The organism is Halobellus captivus, from assembly GCF_003697845.1.
GTDB lineage: Archaea > Halobacteriota > Halobacteria > Halobacteriales > Haloferacaceae > Halorubrum > Halorubrum glutamatedens.
Map to the genome: position 1 here is coordinate 200,859 of NZ_RDQE01000004.1, position 12,225 is coordinate 213,083.

General features: G+C 68.8%; 12 protein-coding genes. 5 read left to right on the forward strand and 7 right to left on the reverse strand.

Features of this window, described 5'->3' with window-relative positions; all coding sequences use genetic code 11:
* Positions 1–28: 28 nt before the first annotated feature.
* Positions 29–622, reverse strand: a complete 594-nt coding sequence (locus EAO78_RS06435; protein WP_122105019.1) for a DJ-1/PfpI family protein — start codon at positions 620–622, stop codon at positions 29–31.
* 263 nt (positions 623–885) lie between these two features.
* Between EAO78_RS06435 and EAO78_RS06440 the strand changes: the two genes are divergently transcribed.
* Complete coding sequence (locus tag EAO78_RS06440) at positions 886–1,959, forward strand: hypothetical protein (protein ID WP_122105020.1); 1,074 nt, start codon at positions 886–888, stop codon at positions 1,957–1,959.
* 93 nt (positions 1,960–2,052) lie between these two features.
* A complete protein-coding gene (locus tag EAO78_RS06445; protein ID WP_122105021.1) occupies positions 2,053–3,030 on the forward strand; it encodes an oxidoreductase in 978 nt (325 codons plus the stop codon).
* 85 nt (positions 3,031–3,115) lie between these two features.
* Here the strand turns inward: EAO78_RS06445 and EAO78_RS06450 are convergent, their stop codons facing one another.
* Positions 3,116–3,310, reverse strand: a complete 195-nt coding sequence (locus EAO78_RS06450; RefSeq protein WP_007999482.1) for a cold-shock protein — start codon at positions 3,308–3,310, stop codon at positions 3,116–3,118.
* A gap of 102 nt (positions 3,311–3,412) precedes the next feature.
* Between EAO78_RS06450 and EAO78_RS06455 the strand changes: the two genes are divergently transcribed.
* On the forward strand, positions 3,413–4,585 hold the full coding sequence (locus tag EAO78_RS06455; protein ID WP_122105022.1) for an enolase C-terminal domain-like protein: 1,173 nt from the start codon (positions 3,413–3,415) through the stop codon (positions 4,583–4,585).
* Between the two features lie 143 nt (positions 4,586–4,728).
* Entirely contained in the window at positions 4,729–5,694 is a 966-nt protein-coding gene (locus EAO78_RS06460) for a D-2-hydroxyacid dehydrogenase (RefSeq protein WP_122105023.1), read from the forward strand.
* 3 nt (positions 5,695–5,697) lie between these two features.
* On the opposite strand, the gene EAO78_RS06465 is transcribed toward EAO78_RS06460, so the two are convergent.
* Complete coding sequence (locus EAO78_RS06465; RefSeq protein WP_122105024.1) at positions 5,698–7,182, reverse strand: M20/M25/M40 family metallo-hydrolase; 1,485 nt, start codon at positions 7,180–7,182, stop codon at positions 5,698–5,700.
* 328 nt (positions 7,183–7,510) lie between these two features.
* Between EAO78_RS06465 and EAO78_RS06470 the strand changes: the two genes are divergently transcribed.
* Positions 7,511–9,019 (forward strand): MATE family efflux transporter, encoded by a 1,509-nt coding sequence (locus tag EAO78_RS06470; RefSeq protein WP_122105106.1) that lies wholly within the window; start codon positions 7,511–7,513, stop codon positions 9,017–9,019.
* 13 nt (positions 9,020–9,032) lie between these two features.
* Here EAO78_RS06470 and EAO78_RS06475 read toward each other — a convergent pair whose 3' ends face one another.
* The 4 genes from EAO78_RS06475 to EAO78_RS06490 form a co-directional block, all read right to left on the reverse strand.
* On the reverse strand, positions 9,033–9,290 hold the full coding sequence (locus tag EAO78_RS06475; RefSeq protein ID WP_122105025.1) for a hypothetical protein: 258 nt from the start codon (positions 9,288–9,290) through the stop codon (positions 9,033–9,035).
* A 109-nt stretch (positions 9,291–9,399) separates the two neighbouring features.
* Complete coding sequence (locus EAO78_RS06480; protein WP_122105026.1) at positions 9,400–9,861, reverse strand: universal stress protein; 462 nt, start codon at positions 9,859–9,861, stop codon at positions 9,400–9,402.
* 2 nt (positions 9,862–9,863) lie between these two features.
* Positions 9,864–11,642: a VC_2705 family sodium/solute symporter gene (locus EAO78_RS06485; protein WP_122105027.1), complete on the reverse strand. Its 1,779-nt coding sequence runs from the start codon at positions 11,640–11,642 to the stop codon at positions 9,864–9,866.
* Positions 11,639–12,088, reverse strand: a complete 450-nt coding sequence (locus EAO78_RS06490; RefSeq protein WP_122105028.1) for a DUF4212 domain-containing protein — start codon at positions 12,086–12,088, stop codon at positions 11,639–11,641. Before EAO78_RS06490 ends, EAO78_RS06485 begins: the two co-directional genes overlap by 4 nt.
* Positions 12,089–12,225 lie beyond the last annotated feature (137 nt).

The following is a 12,225-nucleotide window of genomic DNA, read 5'->3' on the forward strand; positions in this document are numbered from 1 at the left end:
AAAGACGACCGGTCGGGAACGACCGCGATCAGTCGTCGGCCGCCGCCACCGGGTCGCCGTGCGTGATCTCGTCGCCGAGGAGGGTCATGAACTCGGCGAGCCATTCGGGATGGTCCGGCCACGCCTGCCCCGTGACGAGGTTGCCGTCGCGGACGACGCCGTCGACCCACGAACAGCCGGCGGCCTCGACTTCGGGGCGCACCGCGGGGTACGCGGTCATCTCGTAGCCGTCGAGGACGCCCGCGGCCGCGAGGATCTGTGGGCCGTGACACAGCGCCGCCACCGGCTTCTCCGCCTCGAAGAAGTGCTGGACCGTCTCGATCACCTCCTCGTGGGTTCGGAGGTACTCGGGCGCGCGACCGCCCGGGACGACGAGCGCGTCGTAGTCGGCGGGGTCGATCTCGTCCATCGTCGCCGTCAGCGCGAAGTCGTGTCCGCGCTCCTCGAGGTACGTCTGGTCGCCGCGGAAGTCGTGGATCGCGGTCTTGACCGTCTCGCCTTCCTCCTTATCCGGACACACCGCGTCGACGCGGTGGCCGACCGCCTGGAGGGTCTGGAACGGGACCATGATCTCGTAGTCCTCGCCGAAGTCGCCGACGATCATCAGGATGTCCTTCGTCATTGCGTCTCGATGAGACGTCGGGAGGCGACATAAGTCTTTAACGAACGTTGCTGATCAAGGAGGGGCCGGACAGGCCTCCGTTCGTGGATCGAAACCGATGGTTCGGGACCCGAAAACACCGATCCACGTTCGGGGTCGCTACCCGATTGTTTCGACTAAACTAACTCTCGTTTTATCCAATACTTTCATATCGTTTCCACATCCTGCTGTGTGGCGTGCGGTAACTGGGTGCATAATCACGTCCAGGCCGCAACGGAGGACCCATGTTCGAGGAACACACCGACGGAGGGTCGGATCGGGGAAAAACCACCGGACGACGGGCGTTCGTCCGGTCCGCGGTCGCCGGAACCGTCCTCGCAGGCGGATCGGGTGCTGTCGCGGGCTCTCCGGGGAACGGTCCCGGAGGGAAGGGCGGCGGGAACGGACCGAACGGGAACGGTCAGGGCGGGAAGGGGTTCCCGCCGAAGGGGATCACCGAGTACGGCGACAGCGTCGATCTCGGGGACGGCGGGATGCGAACGTTCACGACCGAGACGCCGTCGGGGAACCCGAAGTACCACGGCGTCGAGTTTGACCGGGCGGCGCTGGAGGGGTTGCCGAGTGCCGACGACCTCTCGGCGGCCGACAACCGGGCCGAGACGGACAAGTACCGCGTCGGCGGACAGGCGACGAAGGTCCATTTCAAACAGTCACTGCAGTTCTTCGTCCCGTTCCCGGCAGCGGAGCGGACGCCGTTCACGTTCCTGGGACTCAACTGGAACCCGGAGGGTCACTTCGGCGGGGCGGGGGCGTGGGAGAAGCCGCATTTCGACATCCACTTCCACATGCTCGATCCGGCGACGGTCGACGCCGTCGAGGGGCCGGGACTCCCGCCGTACGACACCGGGAACGGCGAATACGCGCCCGATACCCCGGATCCGGACCCCGGCGGGAAGGTGACGGACACGAACTTCGATTACGACCAGCTCCCAGAGGGATACGCCCGGTCCCCGGAGCCGGTCGCCGACCAGCGCTACATCACGGACATGGGTGAACACACCGCGCCTGCGGACGCGCCCGAACTCCCGGACGCGCCGGGCGAGCCGGGCGACCCGGAGGCCTTCGACAACACCCTCATCCAGGGGTTCGTCGGCGACGCCGGCGGGTCGCGGTTGGCGTTCGTCGAGCCGATGATCACGCGGGAATTCCTTCGGGAGTTCGAGGGAAACGAGACGTACGAGGTCCCCCAGCCGGATGCGTATCCCCACGAACGGCAGCACCCGACCGAGTACGGCGTCCGCGACGTCCCGTCCAAGGACGCGGTGACCGTGGTGCTGAGCGGGTTCGAGGAGACCTGATCGCGGGGGATACCTGCCCCGTCCGGAGCAGTCCCCACGGGCATCGGTTCGCCCGTCGACAGGTTTCTGCCCGTGAAACCCCTACGGTCGATCATGGCTGGATGGACGGCGAACGAGATGCCACGACTGGACGGGAAGACGGTGGTCGTCACCGGAGCCAACAGCGGGCTCGGATTCGAGGGGACCCGGGCGTTCGCCGCGAATGGAGCCACGGTCGTGATGGCGTGTCGGAGCGTCGAGCGCGCCGAGGACGCCGCCGCCGAGATCCGGGCGGACGCCCGGGGTGGCTTCGACGGCGACCTCGACGTCCGCGAGTGTGACCTGGCGTCGCTCGACTCGATCCGGCGGTTCGCCGACGACCTCGCCGCCGACTACGACGCGGTCGACGTCCTCTGTAACAACGCCGGCGTCATGGCGATCCCGCGAAGCGAGACCGAGGACGGCTTCGAGACGCAGTTCGGCGTCAACCACCTCGGTCACTTCGCGCTGACCGGTCGGCTGTTCGACCTCCTGACGGCGTCCGACGGGGTCAGTGGGGTCTCCCGCGTCGTGACGCAGTCGTCGGGGGCCCACGAGACCGGCGAGATGGACTTCTCGGACCTCAACTGGGAGGACTCGTACGGGAAGTGGAGGGCGTACGGCCGGAGCAAGCTCGCGAACCTCCTCTTCGCCTACGAGCTCCAGCGTCGGATCGACGCGACCGAGTCGGGGGGCGAGGACGTCGGCGTCCGAAGCGTCGCGTGCCACCCGGGATACACGGACACGAACCTCCAGCTACGGACCGCCCGCGAGAGCCGGAATCCCCTGTTGAAGGTCGGCATGCGCGTCGCGAACGCGGTCCTCGGTCAGGACGCCGACGTCGGCGCCGAACCAATGCTGTACGCCGCGACCGCCGACGTCGACGGCGGCGCGTACGTCGAGCCGGGCGGCTTCATGAACATGCGCGGGCACCCGACCGTCGGCCGGTCGAACGACGCGTCCTACGACCGCTCGGACGCGCGCCGGCTCTGGGAGTACTCCGTCGAGGCGACCGGCGTGACGTTCCCGTTCGACGGATCGGACGGTTCGTAGGGGCTGCGACCGGCGCCGCCGCTGGCGGGCGTGATATACGCGGGACGCGTTTCGGGAACTGTCCGAGCGGTCGTCGAACCGCCGGTTACAGTCGAGTGAGGTTCTTCGCGCGCGGACCCTTGTCCGCCTCCTCGATATCGAACTCTACCTCCTGGCCTTCCTCGAGGTCCGGGCCGCCGACGTCCTCCATGTGGAAGAACACGTCCTCGTCAGCGTCGTCAGTCTCGATGAATCCGTAACCGCCGGTGTCGTTGAAGAAGTCGACCTTGCCTGTCGCCATCGCATCCGGAACCACTCGTAACGAGAATATAAGTGTTGGGTGTACCCATCTCGATCCCGACACGAGTACGGATTTATGACCCGGTTCGGTGTCCCCCCCCGTATGGGACCGATCATCACTGCGATCGAAACCGTCACGTTCGAGTACCCGGTCGACCACGTCGCGCCGAACCCGCTCGGGACCGGCCTCCAGTACCGACCCGGCGCGCGGACCGACCTGACGACGTACGCGGTCCGGATCGAGACCGACACGGGGGTCACCGGGGAGTACGTGGGCGGAACCGCACCCGGGATGGCGCAGGTCCGGAGCAGTGCGGGGGCGCTCCTCGGCCGGGACGCGCTGGAGCGCGAGCGGATCTGGGACGTACTGAAACGGACCCTCCGGAAGTTCGATGGGACGGGTATCGGGCCGATCGACATCGCGCTGTGGGACCTCGCCGGCAAGCACCACGGGGCTCCGGTCCACGAGCTGCTCGGAACGTACCGCACTCGACTCCCGGCCTACGTCTCGACACATGCGGGCGGCGAGGATGGAGGGCTCGACACGCCGGCCGCCTACGCCGACTTCGCGGTCGACGTCAGGGACCGAGGGTTCCCGGCGTACAAGCTCCACACCTGGCGGGGGTTCGACGAGGTGGACATCAAACGCGAGATCGAGACGGTTCGAGCCGTCGCGGAGCGGGTCGGCGACGACATGGACCTCATGCACGACCCGGTGTGCGAGTACGAGACGTACGGCGACGCGCTCGCGGTCGGCCGCGAGCTCGACCGTGGCGGCTACTACTGGTACGAGGACCCGTACCGCGACGGGTCGAAGTCACAGCACGCCCACCGTCGGCTCGCCGACCGGCTCGATACCCCGTTGCTCCTGACCGAACAGACGAGGTGGCTCGAACCACACGCGGACGCCATCGCGAACGACGCAACCGACTTCGTCCGCGCGGACCCGGACTTGGACGGCGGGATCACGGGGGCGATGAAGATCGCCCACGTCGCGGAGGGGTTCGGCCTCGACGTCGAGTATCACCTCGCGTCCCCGGCGTCGCGACACTGTATGGCGGCCACGCGGAACACGAACTACTACGAACTGGGCCTCGTCGCCCCGGAGTGTCCGACGCCCCACTCCGAACCGCCGGTGTACGACACGTACACGGACTCGCTCGACGCCGCCGAGGACGGCCGGTATCCCGTCCCCGACGGCGACGGGCTGGGCGTCACCTACGATCGGGAGTACATCCGGGACGCCGCGACCGCGTCCACGCGCGTGGAGAGGTGATCGGACCGCGGCGGGACGGCGAGAACGGGTTGCGGGCGGCGGACCGACCCCACCGTAGACCACCGGCGACACAACCGTTATCTTCGACGCCCCGCGTTCGTCCCCATGACCGGATCCGTTCCTGAAATCCGTGGTGACGCCCGATGACCGACGCCCCCGACGTGGTCGTGCTCCGACGAAGCGCCCACGGGATGGACACCGAGGAGTACGCGCGCGAGCTACGGGAGCGCCTCCCGGACCGGACGGTGGCGCGGGCGGCGACGCCGGCCGAGGAGCGGGACCTCGTCGAGCGGGCTCCGGTAGTGACCGGCCACCGGCTCCCGCCGGCGGTCCTGGAGGCCGCGGAGGCGATGGAGTACTTCGCTTGCGCCTCCGCCGGAACCGGCCACCTCCCGCTCGAGACGCTCGCCGAGCGCGGCGTCGCCGTCTCGAACGGGTCGGGCGTTCACGGCCCGAACATCGCCGAGTACGTCCTCGGACAGCTCCTGGTCTTCACCCGCGATTTCCACCGATCGTGGCGGCAGAACGAGAAACGGGAGTGGCGTCACCACCAGTCACGGGAGCTGAAGGGGGACACGGTGACGATCGTCGGGCTCGGCGCGATCGGCCGGGAGGTCGCCCGTCGGCTGCCGCCGTTCGGCGTGGAGACGGTCGGCGTTCGGTACACTCCCGACGAGGGCGGTCCGACCGACGAAGTGATCGGGTTCGACCACGACGCGTTCCACGAGGCGCTCTCGCGGACCGACTACCTCGTGATCGCCTCCCCGCTCACGGCGGAGACGAGGGGGCTGGTCGGAACGGCGGAGTTCGAGACGCTCCCGTCGAGCGCGGTCCTGGTGAACGTCGGCCGCGGTCCGATCGTCGACGCCGACGCGTTGCTTTCGGCCGTCCGAACGAACCGCCTCCGGGGTGCCGCACTCGACGTCACGGATCCCGAGCCGCTCCCGGCTGACCACGACCTGTGGGGGTTCGACAACGTGTCGATCACGCCCCACAACGCCGGTCACTCGCCCGAGTACTACGCCCGACTCGCGGATATCGTCGCGACCAACCTCGAACGGGCCGCGGAAGCCGGCGACTACGGGACGATCGAGAACCGCGTGGCGTAGGGGTCAGCGCGATCCGAGCGACCGGATCACCCGGGCGCTCGTCCGGATCCCGTTCTCGAAGCAGTCGACGTCGAGGTGCTCGTTCGGCGAGTGGTTCCCCTGGTCGTGGTTGGCGTACGGGACGACGAGCACGGGGACGTCCGACAGCGCCTCCACCTCGCGGAAGTAGGCGGCCGGCAGGCTCCCGCCGAGCACGGGGAGTTCGACCACCTCCTCGTTCCACACCGTTTCGAGCGCGTCGCGGACCGGCGCGGCCATCGGCGTGTCGACCGGCGTCTTCATCGGCGGGAACGTGCCGTGTTTCGCCACCTCGACCCGCGGCTCGCGCTCGCGGAGGTGGCTCCGGACCGCCTCGAAGACGGCGTCCGGGTCCTGGTTCGGGACGAGCCGGAAGTCGAGTTTCGCCGACGCCGTCGCCGGAAGGACGGTCTTCATCCCCTCGCCCTGATATCCGCCCGAGAGCCCGTTGATCGTCATGGTCGGGCGGGCCAACAGCCGCTCGTAGTAGGGGTCGTCGGTGACGAACCGGTCGACGTCCAGTTCCTCGCGGATCGCCTCGCTGTCGTCGGGGATCGCCGCCACGAGCTCGCGGTCGGCGTCGGTGATCGCGGTCCCGTCGTGGAAGCCGTCGACGTCGACCCCGTCGCCGTCGTCCGCGCGCATGGACGCGAGCAGTTCGACGAGCCGGTTCGTCGCGCCGGGGACCGGCCCGCCGAAGTTGCCCGAGTGGAGGTCGGTGTTCGCGGTGCGAAGGTCGACCTGGACCGAGAGCACGCCGCGGTTGCCGTACATCAGCGTCGGCACGCCCGCGCGGACGCCGTCCTCGCCCGCGACCGCGTGGCGCGGCCCGTCGGCGACGTACACGAGGTCGACGTCCCCGAGCGCTGCCGGCTGGCTCCGGAGGTACTCGCGGAGCCCGGCGCTCCCGCTCTCCTCGCCGCCCTCGATCAGCAGCTTCACCGTCACGTCCGGGAACGCGTCGGCCGCGAGGAGCGCGTCGACCGCGAACGCGTGGGCCGCGAACTGGCCCTTGTTGTCGCCCGAACCGCGAGCGTAGATGGAGCCGTCGCGGATCGTCGGCTCGAACGCCGGCGACTCCCAGGCGTCGACGTCCCCCGGCGGCTGGACGTCGTAGTGGCCGTAAAAGAGGACGGTCGGCGCGTCGTCCCCGGTCTCGGCGGCGTCGCCCGTGTCGTCGGCGCCGTCCTCGTCACCCGCGGGACCTCGCTCCGCGTACACGAGCGGGTATCGCTCGGTTTCGATCCGTTCCGCGTCGAGCCCGGCGTCCTCGAGGACGTCGATCACCAGATCCGCGGCGACGTCCATTCCCTCCCCGGTCGTCGAGACGCTGGGTTGGGCGAGTAGCTCGAAGAGTCGGTCGCGATACGCGTCGACCCGTTCGTCCACCGCCGCCGCGAGCGCGTCGTTCCCGTCCGATGCTCCGCCGTCCGTGCGCGCCCCGTCGGTCGCGCGTTCCTCGTCGTCCATGTCGAGTCCGACGTCGGGGCGGGTCCTCGTCCTTGCGGTCGCGGCACCCGTGTCCGGGAGGTGAGCGAGGCTTCGGTCGCTTCGCTCCCTCGGGACCGCCCTGCTTCGCGGGTCGCGTTGCTCCCCGCTCCGCCACGAGGTCTCGGTCGCTTCGCTCCCTCGGGACCGCCCTGCTTCGCGGGTCGCGTTGCTCCCCGCTCCGCCACGAGGTCTCGGTCGCTTCGCTCCCTCGACCTCGCTTACCCCGCCGGCTCCCGAAGGATTAGGTCGGGGGCGCCCCACTGGCCGGACGGACCTCCCCGTGGGAAACGACGACGCCCGGGTCGACATGACGACGGGAGCCATCTCCCCGAAGCTGTTCGACCTCGCGTGGCCGCTGGTGCTCGGTAACCTCCTCCAGACGCTGTACAACCTCGCGGACATGTTCTGGGTGGGACGCGTGAGCACCGACGCCGTCGCCGCCGTCTCGCTCATGTTCCCGCTGTCGTGGCTGTTCGTCTCCACCGCGATGGGGCTCACCGCCGCGACGATCGCCTTAGTCTCCCAGCACGTCGGCGCGGGCGAGGACCGCCGGGCGGACGAGATCGTCGCCCAGACGGTGTTGCTCGCGATCGTCGTGAGCGTCGTCCTCGCGATCATCGGCTTCGCGGCGCGTCACTGGCTGCTCTACTGGATCGGCGCGCGCGACGCGGTGTTCACGGAGTCGCTCGCGTACATCGAGGTGATCTTCCTCACGCTGCCGCTCACCTTCCTCTTCTTCGCGTTCCGCGCGTCGCTCCAGGGAGCCGGCGACACGCGGACCGCGATGTGGCTCGTCGCGATCTCCGCGGCGCTCAACATCGTCATCGACCCCGTCTTCATCCTCGGCTGGGGCCCGGTTCCGGCGCTGGGAACGCAGGGCGCCGCGATCGCGACGTTCATCGCCCGCCTGTTCGCGACGGCGGTCGGGATCTGGATCCTGCTCCGGGGCGACTGGGGCGTGAAGCTGTACGTCCGCGACCTCCGGCCCAACCCCGAGATCCTGCGGAAGCTGATCGACGTGGGTTACCCGGGCACGCTCGACGGGTGGGCTCGGTCGTTCGCGGCGGTCGCGATGGCGGCGCTCGTCGCGCGGTTCGGCCCGGCCGCGACGGCCGCGTACGGCATCGGCGTCCGGCTGATGTCGATCTCGTGGGGCGTCGCCGGCGCGGTCGGCCAGGCGACCGCGACCGGCGTGGGACAGAACCTCGGCGCGGAAACGCCCGACCGCGCGGTCGCCGTCACGCGCGCGGCCACCGCGGGAACGATGGGACTGCTCGCGGTGGCCGGCGGGCTCGTCTGGGTGTTCCCGGGCGTCGCGATGGGCGTCTTCGTCGACGACCCGGCGACGATCGCCGAGGGGATCGGGTTCCTGCGGATCGTCGCGCTCTCGTGGGCGTTCTTCGGCGGCCTCATGGTGATCCAGGGCGCGTTCCGCGGCGCGGGCCACACCAAGGCGGCGATGGCGCTTTCGCTGCTCTCGCGGTGGATCTTCAGGATCCCGGTCGCCGCACTCTTAGCGTTCGGAGCCGTGAGCGTCACACTCGGCGGGTTCTCCGTCGGCCCCGTTACGGTTCCTGCCCTCGAGGTCGGTTACACGGGACTCGACTGGGGTGTCGAGGGGCTCTGGTGGGCGTACACGACGGCCGCGGTCGTCTCCTTTTTCCTCGGCACGGCGTGGTTCCTGCGCGGGACGTGGACGGAGGGAGTCATCGACGAGTCCGGAGGGGCGGCGGTCGACCCGGACGCGGACGCCTCCGTCGCGGTCGGAGAGGACGAAGGGAGCTCCGAAGCGTCCGCCGAGACGCTCGACGATTGAAACCGAGGCGTGACTACCGCCGTTCCTTCGCCATCTCCAGCGAGACGAAGAAGCCGAAGTACGCCGGGATCCCGGCGATCAGGAACATGTACAGCACCCACTGCGGGGCGCTCGCGAACGCGAAGTCGTAGAGGAGGGAGGTGAGCGTCACCCACACGACCGCGAACACGAGGTCCTGTAGCATGCCGTTCCGATTCTCGCGGACGTGCGACCCGACGCGGTCGAGGAGGGTGTCCCCGTCCGGTTCGTCGCTCGGTTCGGTCCCGGTCATGCGTGAGCGTGTCGGTCGGGGTACGTCGGTGTTCCGGAAGCGAAACGCGTCGACGGCGGGAGACGGATCGACGCCCGGTCGCGGGGCGAGACCCGTCCGGGGCCGCGAGTCAGTCCTCGTCGGCGTAGTCGACGACGAGGACGGGGACGTGCGTCGAGCGCAGCGTACGCTCCGTGACGCTCCCGAGGAGCGCGCGCCGGACGCCGGCCCGGCCGTGGCTCCCCATCACGATGAGATCGATCCCGTGGTCCTCGGCGTAGTCGGCGATCACCTTGTGCGGCCGGCCGCCCGAGACGTGTTCGACGACGTCGACGCCGCGGTCGGCTCCGCGCCCGGCGACCACGCCGGTCGCCTCGTCCGCCCGCTCCTTCAGCTCCTCCATCTCGTCGAACCGGCCCTGTCTGAGCCGGTCGACCTGTTCGGTTCCGAGACTGAAGTTCACGGAGTCGATGTCGACCACGTACAGCGCATGAACCTCGGCGTCGTACCGCTCCGCGAGGTCGAGCGCGTGGTCGACGGCGGCCTCCGCGACGTCGCTTCCGTCCGTGGGAACGAGTATGCGTTCGTACATGATCACTCCTCCGTGGTCGCGTCGTCAGTTTCGCGGCCCGCGTCGTCAGCTGCGTGGTCACCGTCGGTCCCCGCGTCGTCAACTGCGCGGCCCCCGTCGGTCGCCACCTCCTCGCCGCCGTCGGCGACGACGTCCTCGGCGGTCTCCTGTTGTCCCATCGGCTCGGGGCTGTGACACTGTCGGACGATCCGCTTCGTCTCGAGCGACGGGTCGTCGGTCGCCATCGAGACGACGATGGTGACGACGAACACGACCGGGAGGGTGACCAGCGCCGAGCCGATGGCGGGCATCCACTGGGCCAGCCCCGCCGACAGCGGCGCCTCGAGCGATCCGATGTACGTCGGGACGATCTCGTTGATCATCGGGATGGACCAGAGCGTCAGTCCGGTCGTCATGCCGGCGAGCGCCCCCTGTCGGTTGGCGTTCTCCCACCACATTCCGAGGAAGAACATCGGGAACAGGACGGATCCGGCGAGCGAGAACGCGTATCCCACGAGCGCGGCGATCGACGACGCGGGGTTGAGCGCGGCCAGCGTTGTCAGCGCACCGAGCGCGACGATCGAGAGGCGGCCGACGAGGATCTGCTGGCGCTGCGTCGCGTCCTCGTTGATGATGTTCATGTAGATGTCGTGGCTGATCGCCGACGATCCGGCGATGAACAGGCCGGCGACCGTCGCGATCGCCGCGGCGATACCGCCCGCCGCGACGATGCCGACGAACCAGTCCGGTAGTCCGGACAGCTGTGCCGCCAGCACGACGATGACCTCGCTGGCCGCGCTCGTCATGCCGGGATCGCCGTACGTCGGGTTGACGTTCTGACTGTAGAGGTCCGTACCGAACGCCGCGAACGCCGGCGCGCTCCAGTACAGGATACAGATGAAGAAGAGGCCCCAGACGGTCGACCATCGGGCCGTCCGTTCGGTTTCGACCGTGTAGAACCGGACGAGCACGTGCGGCAGACCGCAGGTACCGAAGATGAGCGAGAAGGTGGTGGCGACCCAGAGGTAGTAGCTCGAGGAGGCGAACGGCTCGGAGAACTCGCTGCCGAGCTGACTGATCAGCGCGCCGTACTCGAGCTGTGGCAACACCGTGGAGTAGCCGTTGGTGTAGCCGACGACGAACAGCCCGACGGTGAACGCCAGGATGAGGATGACGTACTGGACCGCCTGGTTCTTCGTGGCGCCCAGCATGCCGGACAGCGTCAGGTAGCCGACGGTGACGACCATCATCGCGACGACCATCACCTGGTACCCGTCCAGGCCGGGGACGAGCCCGCCGTAATCGCCGAAGATGTACAGTCCGACGAGCGCCATCCCCTTCGCCTGCCCGATGGCGTAGACGAAGCCGATGAGGAACGTCGTCACGGCCGCGATGGCGCGTGCGGTGTCGGAGTTGAATCGGTCCCCGACGAAGTCCGGCGCCGTGTACTTCCCGAACCGGCGCAGCTGCGCGGCGAGGAAGATGAGGAGGATGAAGTACCCCGTCGTCCAGCCGACGACGTACACGAGCCCGTAGAACCCCGCTAACGCGATCGACGCCGCCATGCCGAGGTACGAGGCGGCCGACATCCAGTTCGCTCCGATCGCCATCCCGTTCTCGACGTTCCCGATGGATCGGCCGGCGACCCACATGTCGTCGGTGTCGGCGACGCGAAAGACGAACCCGATCGTGAGGAACAGCCCCAACATCGCGAGCACGAGGATCGACGGCGCCAGCTTGAACGAGATGTCGAGCGCCTCCGGAAGGAGGTCGCTCTGTAGGAGGATCGAGCCTCCCGTCATTCCTCGGCCCCTCCGTCGGTCGCGGTGACCTCGGAACCGCTCTTCGTCTCCGCCGCCTCCGTGTCGGCGGCGTGATCGATGCCGTACTTCTCGTCGAGCGCGTCACGCTTGCGCGAGTACCAGAACGAGAGGATCAGTGCGCTGGTCGGGGCACCGAACGCGACGAGGAAGTAATGGAGCGGGAACCCGAGGATCGGCATCTCTCCCGTCATCGGACCGGGGGCGAGCCGAGTCAGGGTCACCGGTCCCCACACTGCGAGGACCCAGACGGCGAATCCCGTCCAGACGATCCGGAGGTGATCGCGCATGTACGGGGTGCTCGGACTCAGGATGTTCACCTCCGATCCGAGGTAGTCGGTGTCGTTGTGCTTCTGTGCCGCGGTCGCCGCGACACCGCCGTCGGTCTCGACGGCGTTCGCTCGGTCGTGCGTGTCGTTATCTGTCATGATATCGTCCGTGCGTTTTCTCGGATGGTCGTCGTAAGTCGGTGCGTCGTCGAGGGAAGGGTGGGATCGTCCGTGGACCGCCGACGTACGTCGTCGATCCCGGACCGGTCCGGGCCCGTCCGGCCCGGAGAAACGTG